We start from the raw sequence: 21,582 nt of genomic DNA, 5'->3' as shown, positions 1-21,582 counted from the left end.
ACAATATTTTTTCTATTAAAATAGAAAAATAATCACGGATGCAAGACACCTTCAAGCCCTATCTCATCGATGTAGCTCAAATTATCTTCTAAAATGGTATCGGGGACAAAAATATATTTCTTATCGTACAGTTGCCTGCCTATAAAATAGCTCACCCAGTATTCATTGTTAAGGCCAAAAACCTGGGGATGGATGGACTCTACCTGTGTCGCTCCGCCAACATCAATTAATGGGAACATGTGTCGCAGTGTAGAAGTTTTTTGCTGCTCGCCATCCAGTTCGCCATACCCCTTGGAGGTAACCATTACATTTTCCAACGGCTGATCATTTCTATTGATGAGGTACACTACCCACTCCGCTTCTTCGTCAGCTGTTGGCCTTTTAACCACCGCAAGTGTAACATCTTTTACAGGCAAAAAGGGAATGTCTTTCTTCATGCAGTTACGAGGTTCATTTCAAATAAAGAAGCTATGTTCTTCAAAAGCCTTTGCTGTACCTCTTCCATGCTCACTTCAAGTTCAAGTTCCTGCTGCAGGGAAGTTACTGCCTTGTCGTCTATTCCGCATGGCACTATGTGCTTGAAATACTGGAGGTTAGTATTGACATTGAATGCCAACCCGTGCATGGTGACCCACCTGCTCGACTTCACACCAAGTGCGCATATTTTTCGTGGGTTTTTCTGTTCCTCAAAGTCAAGCCATACACCGGTAAGCCCGTCAATCCTTCCAGCCGACACTCCGTACTCGGCTAAGGTCATTATCACAGCTTCCTCCAGTAGTCGAAGGTATTTGTGGATGTCAGTAAAGAAATTATCGAGGTCAATGATTGGATAAACAACCAGCTGGCCTGGACCGTGGTAAGTGATGTCGCCACCTCTGTTGATCTTGTAGTATGTAGCGCCTATCTCCTTGAGCTCATCATCATCTACCAGCAGGTTTTCCTGTTTCCCACTTTTTCCGAGCGTAAACACGTGCGGGTGTTGGCAAAACAGTAAATAATTGGGAGTGGGCCTCTGACGGTCAACAGGCTCATCCCTGTTTTTAATCTTCAGCGCCACCGTCTCGGCAAATAACTTCTCCTGATAGTCCCACGCCTCCTGATAGTCAATTAAACCAAGGGAGATGACTTGCGTAGTTTTGTTTTTGATAGCGGCAGTAGCCTGCATGGTTAGCTGATATAGGATTCCAACATTTTGAATCCCGAAGTAGTTTCAAGCGTTACTTTCTTCAATTCAGCAGGTAGCAGCACACAGTCTCCCATTTTCACTTCTATGCTTCCGCCGTCATAAGCTATGTTCAGCTCACCGCTCATGCATACGTAAATAATAAACGAGTCGAGGTAGTGGTAGTCACGCTCAATGTCCTTGGTGCACTCAAGCTTATTTGTGGTGAAATATGGGCTTTTTACGAGCTTCACCGGCTCGTTCACCTTGTTCTGATACATTGTTTTGTAATGCTCATGATAGGTGTAATCAATCGCATCCAGCGACTCCTCCACATGCAGCTCTCTCTTGTTACCTTTGTCATCTACCCGGTCGAAATCGTAAATGCGGTAGGTGGTGTCAGATGTTTGCTGAATCTCGGCCAGCAAAAGCCCCTTGCCAATGGTGTGCACCCGGCCAGCTGGCAGATAAAACACGTCGTCGTTAAATACCTTTTCGTAGTTCAACACGTCCATTATGCGCCCTCTTTCGAAGTAGTCGAGGAATTTCTCCTTAGACATTTTGCGATTGAAGCCGGTAATTAGCTGCGACCCATGGTCGGCCTGGAAAATATACCACATCTCCGTCTTACCGTGGCCATTGTGACGAGCCTTGGCCAGTTCATCATTTGGATGCACCTGTATGCTGAGATCATCATTGGCATCGATAAACTTCACCAGCAAGGGAAATTCGTCGCCAAACTGCTCGTAGATTTTTTCTCCGACCAAGGAAGCCTGAAACTTCTGAATAAGCTCCTTGAGGTTCATGCCTTCCAAATGGCCTTCCGCCACCTCAGAGATATTGCCCTCAACACCGGAGATTTCCCATGTTTCTCCACAATTCGGGAGGTTTCCAAAGTCTTTGCCTAAGACAGTCTTTATCTTCTGGCCACCCCAAATTTTGTCTTTGAAGATGGTTTTAAACTTTAAAGGATATAATTTTAGTTGTATCACGTTTATCGAATCTAATCCGCAAATATATAAATGCCTGCCAAGTCACATAACCAAAGCGTAGGGAAAAAAGGAGAAATTGTTGCCGCAGACCATTTGAAAAAAGCAGGCTATGAAATAATTGCAAAAAACTACAGGGCTGGCCGGGGTGAAATTGACATAATTGCAAAACTTGCCGCCACTCTGATATTTGTGGAGGTGAAAACCCGATCCAATGCCAAATTTGGGTACCCGGAGGAAGCTGTGACTCAGAAAAAAGCTGATAAGCTAATAGAAACAGCCCAAACTTATATTGAAGAAGTCAATTGGGAAAGCGACATCAGGTTTGATATTATTTCCGTCGACTTACAACGAAACAGTGAGATAATCCACTTTGAGGATGCCTTTCACTAGAGGGTTTACTTTAGCTGCACCATTAATCGCTCCCTGTCATATATCAACTCACCTTTGTCATTCCATTCTCTCAGAATGACTGGGTTGAAGCTTTCATCAAAAGGATCTTTTGAATACTCAACTTCACGCTTTCTCCTGTTCCTGATGGGGTAATACTCCCGCCAAACGCCGACTTTGTGGTCAAACTTATATTCGCCCATTACGGCTATCTGTCCGTTGGCATGAAACGCATAGTAGTAGCCTTCCTTCTCACCATACTCGATGGGAATTACTTCCTTCATTTTGGTTCGTTCAACATCCCAGTAGGCAATTTTTGATTCCCTTGGCCATCCCTTATAGTACTTTTCCTTGTTCAGGAGAATGTCAGACTTATTGAGTTCTACCCAGCGGCCATGCTTCGTGCCCTTATAGAAAAACCCTTCTTCGAGCACCTGATCACCCAACACTTTGCGGTAGGGGCCGTGCAAAATTCCCGCATACTCTTTATCAATATTTCTGCTGGCCACAATTTTCTTTCTTTTGAAATTGTACCAGTAAATATCTCTCACATATTCATCCGGCTCCTGATACACTTTCAGGTAGCTAAACAATTCCAGCACCGTGTTCTCTCCAAAGCCCGTTCTGGTGAAACCCTTCTTGGTTTTCACTCCATAGTATACGTTCCGCTTTGGTTTTTTCTTCTTAACGTCAATTTTCTCATTCTCTTCGTCCAGGGCATCCAGGTCGATGGTAAGGGGGGAATCATATTTGGGCTCGAACGAAAATTCTTCCTCCTGTGCCCAAAGAGGGCCACTGGCCAGAAGCAGCAATATGAAAACGGAGGTTATTTGATATTTTATTGCCATTGACACTTCAACGAGTAGAAGGGAACGGATATTTTGCGAAAAATAGGAAAAAGAATCCTATTTATCAGGATGAAGGCACCTGCCGACCCGGTCTTCTTGTCGCTCGTGAAGATATTGAATTGGATGGCGGCAATTTCAAAAGTGCGCTGTTGCACAATCCAATTAACTCTTACATATTTAAGAACAGAAGGCTGACCAAAACGACCCTATTCTCACAGAGTCTGGCTAAATTGTTCGAAACCCTGACACCATGACCAAACCCCTGGCACAACCCTACAAAGTAGTCACTTCCAACCGCTGCCTGCTGGGCGAAGGCCCCGTGTGGGACGGCCAACGACAGTTGATCTACTGGCTGGATATTCTGAATGGAATTATTCATGAGCATAGCCCGTCTAAAAACAGCCACCGGCAGATACCCCTGAATGATATGGTTGGAGCAGTGGCCTTGTGCGAAAACGGTGACTTCATTGCCGCCATGAAAAGTGGGCTGGCCATAGTTGAACGGCACAGCGGAGCTTTAAAGCCTCTGGCTGATCCGGAAAGTCACCTGCCAGGCAACCGGTTCAATGAAGGAAAATGTGACCCGGCAGGTCGCTTTTGGGCGGGTACCATGGCACTATCGGAAGTGGAAGGAGCGGGTAATCTTTACATGCTCGACACTGATGGCACATGCACGTTAAAAATACCCGGTGTCAGCATCTCCAACGGCCTGGCATGGGCTTCCGACCACAAAACAATGTACTATATAGACTCCCCTACCCGAAAGGTGGTGGCTTATGATTACAACCAGGCAACCGGCGATATATCCAATCGGCGAGTAGCTATTTCCATTCCAGAGAAAGAAGGCTCGCCCGACGGCATGACCGTCGACAGCGAAGGCATGCTATGGATCGGCCACTGGGATGGTTGGCAAGTTGCCCGCTGGAACCCGCTAACAGGGCAAAAGCTGTTGAGCATCAGCATGCCAGCTGCCCGAATTACTTCCTGCACTTTCGGAGGGGATGACCTGCAAGACCTCTATGTCACATCGGCCAGAGTAGGGCTCACTGATGAACAGCTCGAAGAGCAGCCACTGGCCGGGTCGCTTTTTGTGGTAGAAAATTGCGGGTTCAAAGGGATGGAGGCAGTGAAGTTTGGCTATAGCGGAACAAGTCTTTGACCGGAACAGCACAAAAAAAGGAAAGCCTCCCATTGCTGAGAAGCTTTCCTGAAACCGATTCGTGAACCTGGAGGGAGTCGAACCCCCAACCTTCTGATCCGTAGTCAAATGCTCTATCCAGTTAAGCTACAGGTCCAGTTATTTATTTTCGGTTATTCCCCAACCATCCCACCAGCTTTCTTGTCATGTTAAACGAGAGGCAAGGCTTTCTGGTTGAATTACTGATCAGGCGCTGAATTTACACCTCATCATTAATTACGGGGTGCAAAGTTAATATATCTTGATTCATTAAAAAAGACTTTGACATTCTTAGTTAGTAATTTTAAGTTATCTTTGCGCTCTATTATTCAAAAAAGCAACGTTTCTATTCATGCAGCGATTCATTTTATTAGCTCTATCGGTATTAACATTCACTTTTACTGCGTCTGGCAATGCCGGCACAGAGCCTAACGACAATAAAGAAACGCAACAAGTACATGGGCCAAGACCCGACCTGCCAGGCAAGCTGCTGATCAATTTGGGCTCAAGCTATTTTGTGGATGCTCCGGAAGGAATGAAAACGAAAGTATTTGAATCCCGTCCGTTGGATTTATATTATACCTATCACTTCGATATCCCCAGCTTGAAGCTTTCCTTCGTACCAGGCATCGGCTTTGGCTTTGATAGATATAGCTTTAAGAAAGCCGTTGGGCTGAGCTACGAAACAACGGGAGGTGAAACCAACCTCGTGCTGGATTCCATTGCCGATGTAAAGGTATTGAGGAGTAAGTTAGTCACTAACTACATAGACGTTCCATTGGAGCTGAGGTTTGTCCCCAACTTGGAAAACAAAGAACGTAGTGTCTTTGTTGGTGTTGGCGGCTCCATTGGTTATCTGTTTGAGGCGCATACTAAGTTCAAGTATGAGGATGATGGAGACAAGAAAATGACCAAGCAGAGAGAAGACTGGAACCTTAACAAAATAAGGTACAGCGTACATGCCAGGTTGGGTATTGGCGGGTTCTCTGTCTACTACAAAATGGGGTTGAGCGACGTTTTTCAAAGCGGCAAAGGCCCGAACGGAATCAACGTCACTGCCAATACAATCGGCATCTCGTTTAACGGCTTCTAAGGCTAGGAAAATACCATCATCATCAGGTAACAAAATCCTCCCCCGAGAACAGCGCCAGCTGCCACTTGAGAAAAACTATGGGCTTGCAGCACCAGCCGGGCGGTCATTACCCATCCCAGCACAACAATTGCCGCCACAAAAGGGATAAGTAACTCGCTTCCCGGAAAAATATGGACCAGGGCCAAAATAAAGCCCACCACGCCTCCGATGCCGGCACTGTGAATACTTATTTTCCAGAAGAAAGTGATTCCCGTAAGCAGCACAATCAGCAAAGTGGTGGTGAGCATCAGTAGCACCAACACAGGATTTAGGGTAAGCTTACTATAAAACATATAGGTAGTTACCCCATAAAAAGTGGCGATAAAAACAAAAGGAACCAGCCTGTCATTTTTATCGTGCATTTGAAGGCTCCTTATGGTAGAAGTGAGGCGAAGGGCCAAAAGACTTAGCACTGGTATGATCAGAGTGGTAGTGGATAGTGCCAGCAGAATGTAGGGCACATTTTCGTCGGCCAGTGGCCTGAAAGCCTGTGGCACGTACCGAAAAATAACAAAAAACATGATCGTCGGCAGAAGAAGCGGGTGAAAGACCACCGATAATGCCTGCATAAAAAACCTTAGCACTAGAGCTCCTTCCTTAATCTGGCCACAGGAATATTTAGTTGTTCCCGGTATTTGGCTACAGTTCGCCTGGCGATTTGATACCCCTTCTTTTTAAGCAATTTTTCAAGTTTATCGTCCGAAAGCGGCTTGCGCTTTTCTTCGGCGTCAATCATTTCTTTCAGGAAATGCTTCACCTCTCTGCTACTTACATCGTCGCCAGAGTCAGTAGAAATTCCCTCCGAAAAGAAATATTTCAATGGATATATCCCGAATTCCGTTTGGATAGTTTTGGAGTTAGCCACCCTCGACACCGTGGAAATATCCATGCCTATCTCTTCTGCTATATCCTTCAAAATCATTGGCCTCAGCTTGCTCTCGTCTCCCTCAAGGAAAAAGTCGTACTGGTACTTAATAATCGAATTCATTGTATTGAGTAGCGTTTGCTGGCGCTGCTTAATGGCGTCGATAAACCACTTGGCCGAATCAAGTTTTTGCTTCACAAAAGTGACAGTCTCCTTGAGTTTCTTGTCCTTCTTGTTGCTCTTATCGTAGGCCTGAAGCATCTCCGAATAGTCCCGGCTCACCTTCAGCTCAGGCGCATTTCTGGAATTCAATGACAGCTCCAGGTTACCATGATTATTGAAAAGCATAAAGTCGGGAATGAGGTACTGGGTTTTAACAAGGCCAGACCCTACGCCGCCGGGCTTGGGATTGAGGTGGGTAATGAGCTTGATCGCTTCCTTCAGCAACTCGTCATCCTCAAGTTCAAGCTTCTTTGAAATTTTGTCGTAGTGCTTTTTGGTAAACTCATCAAAGCAGTCGGTCACCACGTGATGAGCCAGCTGCGCTACTTCACCGCCAGTTTCTATTTTCCGGTCGATCTGCAACTGCAAACACTCCTGCAACGAACGGGCTCCTATGCCAGCAGGATCAAATTCCTGAATCAGATGAAGGATTTCTTCCACTTCATCGGCCTCACATTCTATGTTTTGAGAAAAGGCCATGTCGTTAACTATGGCATCCAGGTCTCGCCTGATGTATCCGTCAGCCTCAATACTGCCTATCAGTTGCCTGCCAATGGCATACTGACGCTCGTCCAGCTTGAGAAATCCGAGTTGAGAAATCAGTTGCTCTGACAGCGTGGAGCTCTCACTAAATGGCACTTCACGTTCTTCTTCATCTCCTCCAGGGCCGTCACCCTGCATTTTATACCCGGCGTAGTCGTCGTCGGGCAGGTATTCATCAATGTTCAGTTCGTCGCTTGCCGAATTGTCTATATCATCAAAATCATCTGCCTCTTTAGGCTCCTCCTCCTTACCTTCCTCCAACGCAGGATTGATCTCCAATTCCTCTTCGATCCTGGTCTCCAGTTCCGCCGTCGGTACTTGCAGGAGCTTAATGAACTGAATCTGCTGCGGCGACAGCTTCTGACTCAGAGTTTGGGTTAAGCCCAGCTTTTGCATACTTCGATTAGTTTAGCCTTTTAGTGCTGTAAAATAAGAAATATAAGGTATTTGGCCATTCTTCCCGCCAACTTCATTACGCAATTCGAGTCCATAGGTTGAGTCGGCAATGTCGAAATAGTAGAAAGGCCGCATCCGGTTGATTTTTAATGCCTTTCACCTTTGATAAAAGTACTCAATATAGTTTTTTTGCGGCAATTTTAGAGTTCTCAATCGAGATGAACAAATAGGTTTGGTAAAAATACTGCTACCTTGCGAAAAAAGAGAACCGAGTACTTTTTTAATTAACGAGAAATAAGGTGAGCCAGAAAAAAAGGACTAAAATCAAAGACATTCTTCAGCTAGCTGAAGCAAATGTTACAGTGACTGTGAAGGGCTGGGTAAGGACAAAGCGTGAAAACAAGAATGTTGTCTTTATCAACCTTAACGACGGCTCAACTATCAATAACCTTCAAATTGTTGGCGACCCAACTAAGTTTGACGAGGCAACGCTAAAGAAAATCACTACGGGGGCTTCATTGTCTGTTGTGGGCTTACTGGTAGCCTCGCAGGGATCCGGGCAGAAGTTTGAATTACAAGCGGAAACAATAGATGTGCTTGGTGTAGCTGATCCTGAGAAGTTTCCGTTACAACCGAAAAAGCACTCATTGGAGTTTCTTCGTGAAATTGCCCACTTAAGACCCCGCACGAATACTTTCAGCGCTATCCTGCGGGTGAGGCACTCCATGATTTTTGCTGTGCATAAGTTCTTTCACGAAAAGGGCTTCTTTAATATTCATACGCCCATTATCACCGCTTCAGATGCCGAAGGGGCAGGGGAAATGTTTCGGGTGACCACGCTTGACCTCGACAAGCTGCCAAAGACGGAAGACGGAAAAGTAGACTTTAAAGAAGACTTTTTTGAAAGAGAGGCAAACCTCACTGTATCGGGGCAGCTGGAAGGTGAGCTGACCGCATTGGCTCTTTCGGAGATTTATACTTTTGGCCCCACGTTCAGGGCTGAAAACTCCAACACCACCCGTCACCTGGCTGAATTTTGGATGATCGAGCCTGAAATGGCTTTTTATGACTTGGAAGACAACATGGATTTGGCTGAGGAAATGCTCAAATATCTCGTTACTTATGCGCTGGAAAACTGCCAGGAAGACCTTGCTTTTCTTGAGCAGCGAGCCAAAGATGAAGAGAGCACTAAAAAGCAGGAAGAAAGAAGCGAGCTCAGCCTTTTAGAAAGGTTGCGCTTTGTGGCTGACAATGAATTTGTGCGCCTCACTTATACGGAAGCCATCGATATCCTTAGAAATAGCAACTACAACAAGAAAAAGAAGTTCCAATACCTGATTGACGCCTGGGGCGCTGATTTACAGTCGGAGCATGAACGCTATCTGGTTGAGAAACACTTCAAAAAGCCAGTGATTTTGATCGACTACCCAAAAGAGATCAAGTCGTTCTACATGAAGCAAAACGACGATGGAAAAACTGTAGCAGCCATGGACATCCTGTTTCCTGGCATCGGCGAAATTGTGGGAGGCTCTCAAAGAGAGGAAAATTACGACAAGCTCACCAACAGAATGAAAGAGCTTGATATGGATGCAGAAAGCATGTGGTGGTTTCTGGACACCAGAAGGTTTGGAACCGTGCCCCATAGTGGCTTTGGGCTTGGCTTTGAAAGGCTGATGCTGTTTGTTACAGGCATGAGCAACATCAGAGACGTGATACCCTTCCCAAGAACGCCCGGGAACGCAGAGTTTTAATCCCGCACAAACAAAAGAGGCAGCCCCGACGAATAGGAGCTGCCTCTTTTATTTCACAGTAAGGTTGTATCGTTAGTTCTTAAGAAACTTGATTGCCTTCTTGTATCTGGTATAGTCATCCTTGATGATCAGGAAGTAATACCCTGAATTGAAAGTTTTCACAGGAATCTTGTAAGTATCCTTCGCCACTTCTTCAGGCTCTATCCTAATCGTATTTCCAATGATGCTGTGCATCTCAAATTCCACTTTCTTCAAGTTCGAATCTTTTATCTCAACCATAATAAACTCAACGGCGGGGTTAGGATAAACTTCGACTTGATTCTTCAACTCCAGTGTGGGAGTCTGTCTGAAAGCACTTTCAGCAGTCACTTGCTCCTTGTCTTCGGTAGATTGCGCATACCCATTCACCCCGAGAAGGGCAACAAGAAGCAATCCGATGACAAATTTTATGAAGCGCATAATCTACATAGGTAAAGCCAATATGGCTATGTAACAAAGTACGAAAAAAAAATAGTAATGTTCTAATGCCTAATTGAAATTTTTGAATGCCTTTTTCGTTATATGCGGTTTCCTTAAAAAAGGACGTCAAATGGAAGGGAAAATTAGGTCAGGCGCAAAATTCAGCTCTAAATTTACAATTTTCTAAACGCCGCTGGAAGAAAATCAACAATGTCAGAGGCGATTAAACCATATTCTCCCCTGGATTGAGCACCCAAATCGCCTGAAATTCCGTGCAGTAAGACTGCTAAACGTGCACTTTTCGTCGGAGAAAATGACTGGGATAGCAGTCCGGCTGCAATGCCGGTAAGTACATCGCCGCTCCCCGCAGTGGCCATGCCGGGATTTCCTGTGCTGTTAAAATAGACCTCTCCGGATGGCATGCTGATGCTGCTGTACGCTCCTTTTAGCACCACAATCAACCGGTATTTTTTTGACAACTCTATTTGCTTGTTCAACCTTTCGTAGTCATTGTGCGAGTCGCCTACCAGTCGCCTGAACTCCCCGGGGTGGGGTGTTAGTATGCTGTTGACCGGCACCCGCTCCAGGAGCCCTGGGTTCCTGCTCAAGATATTGAGTGCGTCAGCGTCCATGACCATTGGTCTTGAAACAGTCATCAGAACGCTTTCAAAGGCCTTAACGGTCGCATTATCCGTGCCAATGCCTGGCCCTATAGCGATACAATCAAAGTTTGACAAATCGTCCGGCATTCGGGTAATATGGTCATGACTGGCATCCTCACTGACCATGGCTTCGGGCACAGCGGTGTGAATGGGCGTTACGGCACAGCCTGACGTATGCACCGTTAGCAGGCCTGCACCAGCCCGCATGCAGGCTTTCGAAGAAAGAATAGCAGCGCCTACCTTACCCTTGCTCCCAGCAATCAGCAGCGTGCGTCCTGCATCGCCTTTGTGAGCAAACCTGGGTCGGTCGGGAAGCTTCAGATCCTCATCCCCCGCCTGCTGATAATAGTAGGAACATTCCACTTCCTTCATAAACTGCTCCGACAGACCTATGTCAACCGACTTCCATTCACCCACATACGGGTAGTTCTCAGGCAAAAGAAAGGCTAGTTTAGGCACCTGAAATGTAATTGTAATATCGGAATGGAACGCTACTGCACCATTCTGGGGTTGATCGCAAAAAACTCCAGAGGGGATATCAATGGCTACTTTGCTGGCTTCAATGCCATTCAAAAAATCTATTAGTTTCGCATAGCCCCCATCAACCGGCCTGTTCAGACCTGAGCCAAACAAGGCATCAACTATCACCAGCTTTTCTGGGATGTCCGCAGCGTATATCTCCGACGCTATAGCCACGCTGACAGCGCCCGTGAGGCGGTTAAGGTTGACCCTGAAGTCTTCAGTTCCTTTTTCTGCCGATCCCGCCAGCCACACCTTTACCTCGTATTTTAGGCCTTTCAGCAAACGAGCTACGGCAAGACCATCCCCTCCGTTGTTACCTGTTCCGCAGAAAACCCAGACGATATGGTCATTAAAAAAGTGTTTTTCAAATTCATCGACAAAGGCATTACTAGCCCGTTCCATTAGATCAATAGAGGCTATGGGCTCATTTTCTATCGTGTAGGCGTCAGCTTCACGAATTTGTTGAGGAGAAAGAATTTTCATAGCAACTGAATTCTCAGTAAGTTAGAAAGCTTTTTTTACAAGGGCTTTAAAATGATGTCATTTGAGCTAGGGAGTTTATTATTCCTTACCTATCTTTTGAGCTGTTTTTAGCAAAACCTACCCTAAATTCTGATCCTATGATTGAGTACAACCCTAAATCCTGGGTTTCCCTGATTTTTGATGTCTACAGCCGATATGTTATCAAATCGCTTTTCCCGCTGCTGGCATTCATGATCGTTTATTCCACTGTATTGACCTATGTACTCGTTGATATATTCGAAATTCACATTTTTTTCGAGGGAGCTATTGTATTTCACTCACTATTGGGAGTGGTGCTGGGCCTTTTCCTGGTGCTGAGAACCAACACGGCCTACGACCGCTGGTGGGAGGGCCGAAAATTGTGGGGGCAGCTCGTGAATGATACCCGGAGCCTTTCCATGAAGGTCAACGCCTATCTGCCTGAGAAATCAAGAGACGACCGCTCTTACTTTGAGCACATGATTCCAAATTTTGTCTATGCCATGAAAGAGCACCTCAGGCACGGCACGAAAATGGAAGAGCTGGAGTTCGAAAACGAATATGACGAACAGAAAGTAAAGGCGTGCGACCACAAACCGAACAAAATCAACGCCATGCTTTTCCAAAGAATAAACGCCATCTTTAAAAAGGGCGAAATCACCGGAGAACAGCTTATTATTTTTGACAAAGAAATTAAGAATTTTGCTGACATCATGGGAGCCTGTGAGAGGATCAAAACGACACCTATTCCGTACTCCTACAGCATGTATATCAAGAAGTTTCTCTTTATATACACAATGACCCTTCCATTGGCTTTCGTGGTTGAATTTGGCTACTGGACAGTGGTTCTCGTAGCTTTGATATTCTACATTTTAGTGAGTATTGAGCTCATCGCCGAAGAAATTGAGGATCCGTTTGGAAAGGACATTAACGACTTGCCAGTGGAACGTATCTCTATGAATATCAAGAGGAATGTAAAAGAGATCATTCAGGTGGACTTCCCGAAAAAATGAATGAATACCAGCTGCTGCTCATCGTTAACCTGATAGCCGGTGCTGGAATTGTTATTTGGGTCAACAAGAGAAAATATGAAGGGAAGAAGGCAATTATCTATGTGCTGGCTCTTGTGCTGCCAATACCTACGCTTCTCTATCTGTACCTGTTGTATAAGTTCACGGATCAGTTAAAAAAATGAAGGCATGGATTGTAGAATCCATGCCTTCATTTTTTCTAAAGTTTGTTCCAGTCAAATTGGCACGTTCACATGCCTTTCAGCGTGGTAGCTTGACCTAACCAGTGGGCCGGATTCCACATACTTCAAGCCCCTCTTCAAACCCTCTTCTCTGTACATATCAAAGGTTTCCGGGTGAATAAACTCAGCCACTTCAATATGCATTTTGGTCGGCTGGAGGTACTGACCCAGTGTCAGAATGTCGAGCCCGTTGGCCACCAGGTCATCAATAGCTTTGAACACCTGATCCTGTGTTTCGCCCAGGCCAAGCATAATCCCCGATTTTGTGCGTTTTCCCAGCTCCTTGGTTCTTCTGGTCTGTTCCAGGCTTCTCTCGTATTTGGCTTGCGGGCGCACCCTGCGGTAAAGGCTTTCCACAGTTTCCATGTTGTGTGAAACTACTTCTTGTCCGCCTTCCACCATTCTATAAAGAGCATCCCAATTAGCCTTTACGTCTGGAATAAGCGTTTCTATGGTTGTTTCGGGGCTGGCAAGCTTTGTTTGCACCACAGTTTGGTACCACACCTCAGCGCCTTTATCTTTAAGTTCGTCACGGTTAACTGAAGTAATCACGGCGTGCTTCACCCCCATCAATTTGATGGCTTCGGCCACTCTCCTGGGCTCGTCTTCATCATATTCGGGTGGCCGGCCGGTTGCCACAGCGCAAAAAGTGCAACTGCGTGTGCAAACATTACCGAGGATCATGAAGGTGGCGGTGCCGGCTCCCCAGCATTCCCCCATATTTGGACAGTTGCCACTCTCACAAATCGTATGCAGTTTGTGGGTGTCGACAAGTTGGCGAACCTTGGCGTATTCCTTTCCCACTGGCAGTTTTACTCTTAGCCAGTTGGGCTTTTTCACCCGCTGTGTGGCATCCTGAGAAATTACTGGTAACTCTATCATTGTTAGCTTTCTTCTTCCAATTGAATTATTACAAAATAATACCCTCCATGGTTCACAAACAAATGGAAAATGGAAAGGTTACCGGCGGGCGCCGTAATAGAGTGTGAAAAAGGCCGATGTGAAAAATGCGGTGTTTGTGGCAGCCGGTATGATAATAATCTCTTTTGTGAAAGCTTCTGCCAGCACACCTATTTCAAAACCAGTGACATTACTCTTGAACGTGCCAAATTCGAAGTTGATAGCTGCTTTGGCATTTAACCCTGGCTGTATTTTCGACTGACCAAGGCCCTGAAAAAGTCTTCCAGTTCCCAAAATACCGCCAAAACTATGTCTGGCCGGGTCAAACTGCTCTACTGTAAAAGTACTGGGCCCGGTGGCGTATTTCACATAATAAGGAGCAACAATTCCCACAGTGGGGCCAGCTGCCCAGCTGGCATTGATCTGAACACCCTGTTGTGGCGCTTTTCGGAACATCAAATAGTCCTTACCATACTGCAAGCGAACAGCATAAAGGTAGTTTTTCTTAGCCCAGACAAACGGATTGCCGTATTGGGAAATATACCTGTACTCTTTTGGGTGCTTCACGTTGATCAGTTCCATTCCAAAAGTTCGGAATGTCTTTTCATCCATGGCCTGAGAGTACTTCAGAACGATGCCACCTATGAGTCCGCTGTTTGTGTTTTTATTGATGCCCCAGATATATTCTCTTGAATATTCATAGTTCCCGTTGTCCTGTGACTTAGCCACTGACGATGCCAGGAGAATAAAACAAAAGATAGAAAGTCCTGTATTTAGACGTTTCATAAGGGAACCAGATATTTTACACCAAATTAGCTATTTTTAGCTTAATCGTTAATCAGCAAGACTAAGTTTGAATCAAAATGGTTGACTGCCTCCGGGCAAAGGCATGACAACAAATTGATTCGGACTTCAATAACAAATCAACACCTGTTACCCCTATCGCTTAGTAGGCAAATACTCTAAGCAGCGACTGCCAGGGTGTCGATAAGGAAAACAAAATTCCTCTGAAGCCTTTAAAGCACAACATCTTTGGTCGCCGACTTGATCGCATCGTACGAAATACTGAAATGCGAAGCGTCGTAAACCGGCTTGCCCTGGAAAAGCACGATAGCTTGTGGAGACTGGTGCTCAATACCCAACTCATTTGCCACAGCGTGCGACGTTGGTCTATTGGCTAGCAGATCCAGATAGTAGGGTTTCCAGTCCTTCATCTCACTTTCGTCCCATTTGCGTTCGATCCTGTCCAGTGACGCCGCACTTATAGAACAGCTGGTGCTGTGCTTAAAAATGAGCACTGGATGGGAGTTTGATTCTTCAATAACGCTTTCAATTTGCTCAGGCGAGGTGAGCTTATTCCATTTGATCATACTAATAATTCCAGATGTCTCTTTCTTTTTTGTCGTACTTAGGCTTATCAGGCCCATTTTTAACACCCTTTGCTACCTCTTTGTTCCCGCTCACTCTCACCAATATGATATTAAGCTCCCGCCATTCTTTTCTGAGCTTTCTGGAGTTAATCTTCTTGCCTGTAACGTAGGCGATACTAGGGTGGCTATCACCCGCTCCTCGTTTTATTTTAAAACCACCGGTATATTCAGCGAGGCGTCCGGCCTCTTTCTCTGCGTGATGCTTTTCTCTTCCCTCCGTTCTCACCTTTAAGAAGCCTCTGTATTCATTGTACATCAAGGCGTATCCTTTGTCTTGTAGCTTTTCTGCAAACTTAGACACCCTTTTTTCGTCACCCTGCCAGTCGGTGATCATTTCGTTGTATCTTTTTCTGAAGCTCCTGTCTCTTGGCGTGGTTACGATGGTGGGAATATGGGTCGACACCAGTGGATTATAATTATTGTCTCTTCTCTTTTCCTTATCAGGCAGGGAAAACTGTCTTGCTTCGTCAGAGATTGACCTGTTAACTCCGTTCCCGGGCCGATAGAACCCCGCTTCCTTGCTGTACCTCGGCGTAGCCCTTCCTATTGGGAGAAACCCTGATGTATTATTGAACCCAATCACCCAACCTCCCTTTTTCACTACAAAACCCTGGTCTTTGCTATACCTCGGAGAAACACTTTCCGGCGAAACCTGCTTGGGAGCCTTGCTATATCTGGGGGACACACTTCCGGGAGAAACCAGCTTGGGAGGTACACTGTATCTTGGTGACACACTTTTGGGAGATACCTGTTTGGGTGCCACACTGTAGCGAGGTGAAACACTCTCGGGTGACACTCGCTTCTGGGGTTTGCTGTACCTCGGGCCAGCTTTGGCTATTGGCAATATTCCGGGGGTCTTTCTAAAACCAAAAATCCACTTACTCTTGTTGGTGACAAAACCCTGGCTTTCACTGTAGCGTGGCGAAACGCTTCCGGGAGAAACCTGCTTAGGTGCCTTGCTATACCTGGGCGACACACTTTCGGGGGATACCCTCTTTTGGGGCTTGCTGTACCTTGGGCCTGCTTTGGCTATTGGCAATATCCCAGGGGTGTTCTTAAAGCCAATAACATACCCCCCCTTTTTAACCACAAACCCCTGGCTTTGGCTGTACCGGGGGTTAACTGACTGAGGGCTTACTCTTGGTTGCGGCACAGAATACCTGGGTGAGGCGGCGTACCGTTTGGTTCGATCAAACCCTGGATTTTTTGAATACCTTGGATTAGGAGAGTTGGGGTTATAGATGCCTATTTTTGGTGAGAGCCGTATCATAGGCACTCGCCTGCGTTGCTTGCTTGCCTTTTCGCTATTGGACCTGTACTTAACTTTTGATTTTCTTCGGGAGACCTTTTCAGGCTCTGAAAAACGGGCGGAGGATCGGGGCGAGTTATCGATAGAAACACCGCCGCCAGTTGACTGATAGTTGGCCCCCTGCCTGATATTCTTCTTTGGCCGCTTAACGGTTCTTGTGTCTACTTTCCTGTCTTTCCTTGAAACACGTCCCGCATTGTTTTTTTCGGATCTCCCTTTTTTTCTATTGAGGAAAAAACCGGGGTTTTCAGGCTTTTCGTCAACGGTCTTTAGTTTATTCCTTCCCTCCAGCAACTGAGCCCTTGCCGCATCAGCAGAAGCCATCCATAGCAGAACGGCCAACAAGCTAATCCAGGTAAGCCTCAAGGCTGATGAGGTGAAAGATTTAAAAGAAGAAGAAATAAACACCCGTTAAACTCAATTAAGTAAACCTAAAGCGGCAATATATAAAATTAATGCCCAAATGAAGAATTGACAGCCTTTACTAAAAACGCAAAAGTTCTTCGATTCTTTCCTTCAGGCGGCCTTTTGGTAAAAAATTTTGCTCCAATGCCGGTGCAAAAGGCACTGGCGTGTCAAGACTTGCTTCACGCATAACTGGTGCATCAAGACTGGTGAAGCAATGCTCACTTATCCAGGCAGCGATTTCAGCACCAATGCCGCCTGTGAGGCAATCCTCATGCAGCACCAACACTTTGCCTGTTTTCTTCACTGTCTCCGTTACAGCTTCCTTGTCCCAGGGCAACAATGTCCTCAGATCGACAATATCGGCCGACACGCCCAGTTCTTTACAAACATGCTGAGCCCAGTGTACCCCCATGCCATAAGTAATAATGGAAATATCGGTGCCTTCGGCAGCTAGTCGGGCTTTGCCTATTTCCACTGTGTAGTAGTCATCAGGAATCTCTTCAGTAAGGGAGCGGTAGAGCACTTTGTGCTCAAAGTACATGTAGGGGTTGGGGTCTTCCAAAGCCGCATTCAGCAGACCCTTGGCGTCATACACCGTGGACGGATAAACGATTTTTAGCCCAGGTGTGTGAAAAAACCAGGCTTCGTTAGATTGAGAGTGGAACGGCCCGGCGGCCACGCCGGCTCCCGTTGGCATCCTCACTACCACATCTGCCTTCTGGCCCCAACGCCAATGGCTCTTGGCTAAGTTGTTCACTATTTGGTTGAAGCCTTCTGTTACGAAATCGGCAAACTGCATTTCCACCATCGACTTCATGCCTTTGATGGAAAGCCCAAGGCCGGTGCCTATAATGGCCGACTCACACAATGGCGTGTTGCGTACCCTGTCTTTTCCAAATTTCTCAACAAAGCCATCCGTCGCTTTGAAAACTCCGCCGTACTCTGCAATGTCCTGCCCCATGAGTACAAGCTTGGGGTATCGCTCCATGCTTTGACGAAGACCGTCGGTAATGGCATCGAGAAAGCGCTTCGGGGAGGTGCTTTTGCTCTTTGGCACAACTACTTGCTGCTCGAAAGGGCTGTAAAGGTCGGCCAGCTCCTGCTCTGTCGACGGAATCACCTCCGGCTCACTGAAAGCTGTCTTGACTGCCTTGTCTACCTGGCCTTTTATTTTCTTTCTGGTCTTTTCAGCAGTCTCGGCGGTCAGCACGCCAGTTTCGAGCAGGTATTGCTCAAAATTATTAATTGGGTCTTTGGTCGCCCAATAGTCCATCAGCTCCTTAGGCACGTACTTGGTGCCGGATGCCTCCTCGTGCCCCCGCATCCGAAATGTATTGGCTTCAATCAGAATTGGACGTGGGTTTTTTCTGATATCTTCCGCCAGCCTGGATATGTTAAGATAAACCTCCAGGATATTATTGCCGTCGATGCTGATCGTCTCGATACCATAGCCTGGCCCTTTGTCTACAAAAGACTTGAACTTGAATTGTTCGTTGCTGGGTGTACTCAGGCCGTAGCCGTTGTTCTCTACAATAAAAAGCACCGGCAAATTCCAGACAGCCGCCACATTAAGTGCCTCGTGGAAATCGCCCTCGCTACTACCACCATCGCCAGTAAAAACAGCGGTTGCAGTATTCTCCTTTTTCAGCTTACCCGCCAGGGCAATGCCATCTGCCAGTGCCAATTGCGGCCCCAAATGGCTGATCATCCCCACAATCTTATACTCTTGCGTGCCAAAGTGAAATGACCGGTCCCGGCCTTTGGTAAACCCGTTGGCCGTGCCCTGAAACTGCGAGAAAAGTCTTTCGTAGGGAATGCCACGGGAGGTAAACACGCCAAGATTACGGTGCATTGGCAGGATGTATTCGCTTTCCTTTAGAGCGAGTGTGGCCCCAACGGATATGGCCTCCTGGCCAATGCCTGAAAACCATTTGCTGATTTTGTTCTGGCGAAGAAGAATAAGCATTTTCTCTTCAATCAGCCTGGGCTCTAAAAGCTTTTCGTATATGGAAAGAAGCTGTTTGTCAGTCAGCGACTTCCTGTCAAATTTCATTTGGGTGTGGGTTCCGGCCGCAATTGCCATAATCTGTTGTTTAATTGTTAGCCAAATGTAAATGTTTGAGCTTTGCGGAGGAAAGCGGAGATCGAAAATTCTTCGCAAAACCGAACCTTTTACTTATTCGATGTAGTTTCGGACAATAGTATCAGTGAATGCTTATTTTAGCGACAATTTTGTAGCAAATGATTCAATTCGAAAGTTTTAAACTGGCCAATGGGCTGGAGGTGCACGTTATACCCGACCCCAGCACCGAACTGGCGGTGGTCAATATCTTATACAAGGTAGGGTCAAGAGATGAGGAAGAGCACAAGACCGGCTTTGCACATCTTTTTGAGCACCTGATGTTTGGCGGCTCAAAGCATATTCCCAGCTACGACGAGCCGCTTCAGCTGGTGGGTGGGGAAAACAACGCCTTTACCAGCCCCGACATTACCAACTATTATATCACGTTGCCGGCAGCCAATATCGAAACCGCTTTTTGGCTGGAATCGGATCGTATGCTGAGTTTATCGTTTGACCCGAAAGTGCTGGAAGTGCAGCAAAAAGTAGTGATTGAGGAGTTCAAACAGCGCTATCTGAACCAGCCTTACGGCGATATTTGGCTGAAGCTAAGGCCCCTGGCCTATAAAGAGCACTCCTATAAGTGGGCGACCATCGGCAAGGAAATTTCTCATATAGAGAATGCCACCATGGGCGATGTGCAAGATTTTTTCTTCAAATATTACCGTCCTAATAATGCTGTCCTGGTGGTGGCTGGCAAGGTCACTACTGAAAAAGTACAAAAATTAGCGGAGAAATGGTTTGGCCCTATTCCGGCAGGTGATGTTCCAGCACGGCGCTTGCGAGCGGAACCAAAGCAACATGATGCACGAATAATGAATGTGCAATCAAAAGTGCCTTTAAGTGCTCTGTACAAAACGTTCCATATGAGTGGACGGGCAGCCGACAACTATCAATCTATCGATTTTTTGGGAGATATTCTGGGCAGAGGGAAATCGAGTAGGTTATACAATGTGCTGGTGAAGGAGAAAAAAATATTCAACAGCATACAGTCGTATGTGCTGGGCTCCATTGACCCCGGTCTGCTGATGATTGATGGCAAGCTGAATGAAGGCCATACCTTTGACGAAGCTGAAAAGGCAATTGATGAGGTGTTGAGCGAAATAAAATCGAAAAAGATTAATGACGATGAGTTGATAAAAGTGAAAAACAAAGCGCTTTCATCTCTTGTTTTCTCTGAAGTGGAGTTGCTGAACCAGGCAATGAATGTGGCTTTCATGTCGTTTCTGGGAGACCCAAACTGGGTTAATATGGAAACCGATAAAATCGAATCGGTGACCACAGACAATATTCTTGACGAAGCCAACAAAATTCTCACCAACGCCAATAGCTCCACGCTCTACTACGAAGCAATAAAATGAAAAAGCCAACTATCAGGATCGGTTACGGATACGATGTGCACCAGCTAAAGGAAGGCTACGACCTATGGCTTGGGGGCATAAAAATCGACCATGAAAAAGGTGCCGTTGGGCACTCAGACGCCGACGTGATCATTCACGTAATTTGCGACGCTATTTTGGGCGCTGCCAATATGCGGGATATTGGTTATCACTTCCCCGACACAGATCCAAAATACAAGGGAATTGATAGCAAAAAACTGCTCGACGAGGTGATGACCCTCATTAGAAATAAACACTATGAGGTGGGAAACATTGACGTGACTCTCTGCGCTCAAAGGCCAAAAGTGAACCCGTTTATTCCCAAAATGGTGGCCATTCTTTCCGAGGTAATGGATGTAGCTGAGGAAGATATTTCCATAAAAGCCACTACCACCGAAAAGCTGGGCTTCGTTGGTACTGAAGAAGGTATTGCCGCCCATGCTGTAGCGCTTATCTATAGAGTCGAAAAAACAAAGGGCGGAGGTTGATGGACTCAAATGTTCACCTGATCCTGACAGATGACGGCTCACATTCCTTGAAGAATGAAGCCCTCAATGAGACCTACCACTCGTTCCATGGTGCTGTTCAGGAATCAGCTCACGTCTTTATCGAAATGGGGCTCAGGCATTGGTGTAACCAGCACAAAGGTGCAGCGAGAATTCTGGAAATTGGCTTTGGCACAGGCCTTAATGCCTATCTCAGTCTGATCTTTGCTAAAGAGCATGCCCGAACAGTAGCCTTCGAGACGTTGGAGACTTTTCCCCTGCCAACCGAGATTTATGAAAATCTGAACTATGCAGATCTGATTGGAGAAGGCGACCTGCCAAAGTACTTTCGACTGCTTCACAGCTCCGACTGGGGTAAGCCTGTGGAAATTACCCCGCACTTTTTCCTAAAAAAGCTTGAAACTCCGGTACACGACTATTCCTCAACCACTCCTTTCAATATCATCTACTTCGATGCATTTGCTCCCAACAAGCAGCCCGAGATGTGGACAATGGAAGTGATACAAAAGATGTATGACTCGCTTGCTCCCGGGGGTTTTCTGGTAACATATTGTGCACAGGGGCAGTTTAAGCGAAACCTGAAGCAAGCGGGATTTACAGTGGAGGAGCTTCCCGGCCCGCCAGGCAAAAAGGAAATGGTAAGGGCTGTGAAAAAGTAAT

General features: G+C 46.2%; 22 protein-coding genes and 1 tRNA gene. 9 read left to right on the top strand and 14 right to left on the bottom strand.

Annotated features, from left to right (window positions below; all coding sequences use genetic code 11):
• Positions 1 to 32: 32 nt before the first annotated feature.
• From ACMVP2_RS13120 to ACMVP2_RS13110, 3 genes are read right to left on the bottom strand one after another with little or no spacing between them, the layout of a single operon-like run.
• The gene (locus ACMVP2_RS13120; RefSeq protein WP_339788634.1) at positions 33 to 437 is read right to left on the bottom strand and encodes a hypothetical protein; all 405 of its coding nucleotides are present in this window, start codon (positions 435 to 437) and stop codon (positions 33 to 35) included.
• Positions 434 to 1,165 carry a lipoyl(octanoyl) transferase LipB gene (gene lipB, locus ACMVP2_RS13115; protein WP_416868012.1) on the bottom strand — a complete coding sequence of 244 codons (732 nt, stop codon included), beginning with the start codon at positions 1,163 to 1,165 and terminating at the stop codon, positions 434 to 436. Before lipB ends, ACMVP2_RS13120 begins: the two co-directional genes overlap by 4 nt.
• Positions 1,166 to 1,167: 2 nt before the next feature.
• Positions 1,168 to 2,151 (bottom strand): type I phosphomannose isomerase catalytic subunit, encoded by a 984-nt coding sequence (locus tag ACMVP2_RS13110; protein WP_339788665.1) that lies wholly within the window; start codon positions 2,149 to 2,151, stop codon positions 1,168 to 1,170.
• A 33-nt stretch (positions 2,152 to 2,184) separates the two neighbouring features.
• On the opposite strand from ACMVP2_RS13110, the gene ACMVP2_RS13105 reads away from it, so the two are divergent.
• Positions 2,185 to 2,544: a YraN family protein gene (locus ACMVP2_RS13105; protein WP_339788628.1), complete on the top strand. Its 360-nt coding sequence runs from the start codon at positions 2,185 to 2,187 to the stop codon at positions 2,542 to 2,544.
• 5 nt (positions 2,545 to 2,549) lie between these two features.
• On the opposite strand, the gene ACMVP2_RS13100 is transcribed toward ACMVP2_RS13105, so the two are convergent.
• Positions 2,550 to 3,389, bottom strand: a complete 840-nt coding sequence (locus ACMVP2_RS13100) for a hypothetical protein (protein ID WP_339788625.1) — start codon at positions 3,387 to 3,389, stop codon at positions 2,550 to 2,552.
• Between the two features lie 250 nt (positions 3,390 to 3,639).
• On the opposite strand from ACMVP2_RS13100, the gene ACMVP2_RS13095 reads away from it, so the two are divergent.
• The gene (locus tag ACMVP2_RS13095; RefSeq protein WP_339788622.1) at positions 3,640 to 4,548 is read left to right on the top strand and encodes an SMP-30/gluconolactonase/LRE family protein; all 909 of its coding nucleotides are present in this window, start codon (positions 3,640 to 3,642) and stop codon (positions 4,546 to 4,548) included.
• A gap of 62 nt (positions 4,549 to 4,610) precedes the next feature.
• On the opposite strand, the gene ACMVP2_RS13090 is transcribed toward ACMVP2_RS13095, so the two are convergent.
• A tRNA-Arg gene (locus ACMVP2_RS13090) sits at positions 4,611 to 4,684 on the bottom strand.
• A gap of 234 nt (positions 4,685 to 4,918) precedes the next feature.
• Here ACMVP2_RS13090 and ACMVP2_RS13085 point away from each other — a divergent pair.
• Positions 4,919 to 5,659 carry an outer membrane beta-barrel protein gene (locus ACMVP2_RS13085; RefSeq protein WP_339788617.1) on the top strand — a complete coding sequence of 247 codons (741 nt, stop codon included), beginning with the start codon at positions 4,919 to 4,921 and terminating at the stop codon, positions 5,657 to 5,659.
• Between the two features lie 2 nt (positions 5,660 to 5,661).
• Here ACMVP2_RS13085 and ACMVP2_RS13080 read toward each other — a convergent pair whose 3' ends face one another.
• Both ACMVP2_RS13080 and rpoN read right to left on the bottom strand, forming a co-directional pair.
• Positions 5,662 to 6,267, bottom strand: coding sequence for a PA-phosphatase (locus ACMVP2_RS13080; protein ID WP_416868011.1), 606 nt, complete (start codon positions 6,265 to 6,267; stop codon positions 5,662 to 5,664).
• Positions 6,268 to 6,281: 14 nt separating this feature from the next.
• Complete coding sequence (gene rpoN / locus ACMVP2_RS13075) at positions 6,282 to 7,724, bottom strand: RNA polymerase factor sigma-54 (protein WP_416868010.1); 1,443 nt, start codon at positions 7,722 to 7,724, stop codon at positions 6,282 to 6,284.
• A 299-nt stretch (positions 7,725 to 8,023) separates the two neighbouring features.
• On the opposite strand from rpoN, the gene asnS reads away from it, so the two are divergent.
• Complete coding sequence (asnS, locus tag ACMVP2_RS13070) at positions 8,024 to 9,475, top strand: asparagine--tRNA ligase (RefSeq protein ID WP_416868009.1); 1,452 nt, start codon at positions 8,024 to 8,026, stop codon at positions 9,473 to 9,475.
• A gap of 72 nt (positions 9,476 to 9,547) precedes the next feature.
• Here asnS and ACMVP2_RS13065 read toward each other — a convergent pair whose 3' ends face one another.
• Complete coding sequence (locus ACMVP2_RS13065) at positions 9,548 to 9,934, bottom strand: T9SS type A sorting domain-containing protein (RefSeq protein ID WP_339788607.1); 387 nt, start codon at positions 9,932 to 9,934, stop codon at positions 9,548 to 9,550.
• A gap of 173 nt (positions 9,935 to 10,107) precedes the next feature.
• The gene (locus ACMVP2_RS13060; protein WP_339788603.1) at positions 10,108 to 11,601 is read right to left on the bottom strand and encodes an NAD(P)H-hydrate dehydratase; all 1,494 of its coding nucleotides are present in this window, start codon (positions 11,599 to 11,601) and stop codon (positions 10,108 to 10,110) included.
• Positions 11,602 to 11,738: 137 nt separating this feature from the next.
• Here ACMVP2_RS13060 and ACMVP2_RS13055 point away from each other — a divergent pair, with 137 nt between their 5' ends.
• Positions 11,739 to 12,632: a bestrophin family protein gene (locus tag ACMVP2_RS13055; protein ID WP_339788600.1), complete on the top strand. Its 894-nt coding sequence runs from the start codon at positions 11,739 to 11,741 to the stop codon at positions 12,630 to 12,632.
• The gene (locus ACMVP2_RS13050) at positions 12,629 to 12,814 is read left to right on the top strand and encodes a hypothetical protein (RefSeq protein WP_151997611.1); all 186 of its coding nucleotides are present in this window, start codon (positions 12,629 to 12,631) and stop codon (positions 12,812 to 12,814) included. The genes ACMVP2_RS13055 and ACMVP2_RS13050 overlap by 4 nt, the downstream gene beginning before the upstream one ends.
• A 51-nt stretch (positions 12,815 to 12,865) precedes the next feature.
• Here the strand turns inward: ACMVP2_RS13050 and lipA are convergent, their stop codons facing one another.
• The 5 genes from lipA to ACMVP2_RS13025 all read right to left on the bottom strand — a co-directional run bounded on the left by lipA (position 12,866) and on the right by ACMVP2_RS13025 (position 19,001).
• Positions 12,866 to 13,753 carry a lipoyl synthase gene (gene lipA, locus ACMVP2_RS13045; protein ID WP_151997612.1) on the bottom strand — a complete coding sequence of 296 codons (888 nt, stop codon included), beginning with the start codon at positions 13,751 to 13,753 and terminating at the stop codon, positions 12,866 to 12,868.
• 78 nt (positions 13,754 to 13,831) lie between these two features.
• Positions 13,832 to 14,557, bottom strand: coding sequence for a hypothetical protein (locus ACMVP2_RS13040; protein WP_416868008.1), 726 nt, complete (start codon positions 14,555 to 14,557; stop codon positions 13,832 to 13,834).
• 230 nt (positions 14,558 to 14,787) lie between these two features.
• Positions 14,788 to 15,141, bottom strand: coding sequence for a bacillithiol system redox-active protein YtxJ (gene ytxJ, locus ACMVP2_RS13035; RefSeq protein ID WP_339788592.1), 354 nt, complete (start codon positions 15,139 to 15,141; stop codon positions 14,788 to 14,790).
• A gap of 1 nt (position 15,142) precedes the next feature.
• A complete protein-coding gene (locus ACMVP2_RS13030) occupies positions 15,143 to 16,852 on the bottom strand; it encodes a hypothetical protein (RefSeq protein WP_416868007.1) in 1,710 nt (569 codons plus the stop codon).
• 142 nt (positions 16,853 to 16,994) lie between these two features.
• On the bottom strand, positions 16,995 to 19,001 hold the full coding sequence (locus ACMVP2_RS13025; protein ID WP_416868006.1) for an alpha-ketoacid dehydrogenase subunit alpha/beta: 2,007 nt from the start codon (positions 18,999 to 19,001) through the stop codon (positions 16,995 to 16,997).
• Positions 19,002 to 19,159: 158 nt separating this feature from the next.
• Between ACMVP2_RS13025 and ACMVP2_RS13020 the strand changes: the two genes are divergently transcribed.
• Genes ACMVP2_RS13020 through mnmD form a run of 3 tightly spaced genes read left to right on the top strand, consistent with a single transcriptional unit; the run spans position 19,160 to position 21,581 of the window.
• Positions 19,160 to 20,398 carry a M16 family metallopeptidase gene (locus ACMVP2_RS13020; protein ID WP_416868005.1) on the top strand — a complete coding sequence of 413 codons (1,239 nt, stop codon included), beginning with the start codon at positions 19,160 to 19,162 and terminating at the stop codon, positions 20,396 to 20,398.
• Positions 20,395 to 20,904 carry a 2-C-methyl-D-erythritol 2,4-cyclodiphosphate synthase gene (ispF, locus tag ACMVP2_RS13015; RefSeq protein ID WP_339788584.1) on the top strand — a complete coding sequence of 170 codons (510 nt, stop codon included), beginning with the start codon at positions 20,395 to 20,397 and terminating at the stop codon, positions 20,902 to 20,904. Before ACMVP2_RS13020 ends, ispF begins: the two co-directional genes overlap by 4 nt.
• On the top strand, positions 20,904 to 21,581 hold the full coding sequence (gene mnmD / locus ACMVP2_RS13010) for a tRNA (5-methylaminomethyl-2-thiouridine)(34)-methyltransferase MnmD (protein ID WP_339788581.1): 678 nt from the start codon (positions 20,904 to 20,906) through the stop codon (positions 21,579 to 21,581). Before ispF ends, mnmD begins: the two co-directional genes overlap by 1 nt.
• Position 21,582: the final 1 nt, after the last annotated feature.

Origin of the sequence: Imperialibacter sp., assembly GCF_048007035.1 — a bacterium.
Classification (GTDB): Bacteria; Bacteroidota; Bacteroidia; order Cytophagales; family Cyclobacteriaceae; genus Imperialibacter.
Note: the sequence above shows the minus strand (reverse complement) of the source record. Positions and strands in the feature narration are given on the sequence as shown.

Coding starts and splice junctions, on each gene's coding strand:
- ACMVP2_RS13120 (WP_339788634.1), bottom strand. CDS start 437: ATGAAGAAAGACATTCCCTTTTTGCCTGTAAAAGATGTTACACTTGCG.
- lipB (WP_416868012.1), bottom strand. CDS start 1,165: ATGCAGGCTACTGCCGCTATCAAAAACAAAACTACGCAAGTCATCTCC.
- ACMVP2_RS13105 (WP_339788628.1), top strand. CDS start 2,185: ATGCCTGCCAAGTCACATAACCAAAGCGTAGGGAAAAAAGGAGAAATT.
- ACMVP2_RS13100 (WP_339788625.1), bottom strand. CDS start 3,389: ATGGCAATAAAATATCAAATAACCTCCGTTTTCATATTGCTGCTTCTG.
- ACMVP2_RS13095 (WP_339788622.1), top strand. CDS start 3,640: ATGACCAAACCCCTGGCACAACCCTACAAAGTAGTCACTTCCAACCGC.
- ACMVP2_RS13085 (WP_339788617.1), top strand. CDS start 4,919: ATGCAGCGATTCATTTTATTAGCTCTATCGGTATTAACATTCACTTTT.
- ACMVP2_RS13080 (WP_416868011.1), bottom strand. CDS start 6,267: ATGCAGGCATTATCGGTGGTCTTTCACCCGCTTCTTCTGCCGACGATC.
- rpoN (WP_416868010.1), bottom strand. CDS start 7,724: ATGCAAAAGCTGGGCTTAACCCAAACTCTGAGTCAGAAGCTGTCGCCG.
- ACMVP2_RS13065 (WP_339788607.1), bottom strand. CDS start 9,934: ATGCGCTTCATAAAATTTGTCATCGGATTGCTTCTTGTTGCCCTTCTC.
- ACMVP2_RS13060 (WP_339788603.1), bottom strand. CDS start 11,601: ATGAAAATTCTTTCTCCTCAACAAATTCGTGAAGCTGACGCCTACACG.
- ACMVP2_RS13055 (WP_339788600.1), top strand. CDS start 11,739: ATGATTGAGTACAACCCTAAATCCTGGGTTTCCCTGATTTTTGATGTC.
- ACMVP2_RS13050 (WP_151997611.1), top strand. CDS start 12,629: ATGAATGAATACCAGCTGCTGCTCATCGTTAACCTGATAGCCGGTGCT.
- lipA (WP_151997612.1), bottom strand. CDS start 13,753: ATGATAGAGTTACCAGTAATTTCTCAGGATGCCACACAGCGGGTGAAA.
- ACMVP2_RS13040 (WP_416868008.1), bottom strand. CDS start 14,557: ATGAAACGTCTAAATACAGGACTTTCTATCTTTTGTTTTATTCTCCTG.
- ytxJ (WP_339788592.1), bottom strand. CDS start 15,141: ATGATCAAATGGAATAAGCTCACCTCGCCTGAGCAAATTGAAAGCGTT.
- ACMVP2_RS13025 (WP_416868006.1), bottom strand. CDS start 19,001: ATGGCAATTGCGGCCGGAACCCACACCCAAATGAAATTTGACAGGAAG.
- ACMVP2_RS13020 (WP_416868005.1), top strand. CDS start 19,160: ATGATTCAATTCGAAAGTTTTAAACTGGCCAATGGGCTGGAGGTGCAC.
- ispF (WP_339788584.1), top strand. CDS start 20,395: ATGAAAAAGCCAACTATCAGGATCGGTTACGGATACGATGTGCACCAG.
- mnmD (WP_339788581.1), top strand. CDS start 20,904: ATGGACTCAAATGTTCACCTGATCCTGACAGATGACGGCTCACATTCC.